Here is a 257-nt window from a genome sequence, read left to right on the forward strand (position 1 = left end):
GGGGCACATGTTCTTATCGTTGATGATAACGATATAAATATAGAAGTAGCCGCGGGTATATTGTCATGTTTATCTTTAGAGATAGATACCGCGTCAAATGGCCAACAAGCAGTAGAAAAACTTGTTAACTCGGTGGCCAATAATCATCAATACCACTGTGTATTTATGGACTGCCAAATGCCTATATTGAATGGTTATGATGCAGCAAAACAAATAAGAGCTGGTGAAGCAGCGCCTCAAAATATTGATATTCCCAT

1 protein-coding gene is annotated in these 257 nt (G+C 38.5%); it reads left to right on the forward strand.

Annotated features, from left to right (window positions below):
* The coding region (locus SB749_RS20030) for a response regulator (RefSeq protein WP_410711849.1) at positions 1-257 on the forward strand (257 nt) is incomplete at both ends.

The organism is Brevibacterium sp. SIMBA_078 (assembly GCF_046534565.1).
Lineage (GTDB): Bacteria > Actinomycetota > Actinomycetes > Actinomycetales > Brevibacteriaceae > Brevibacterium.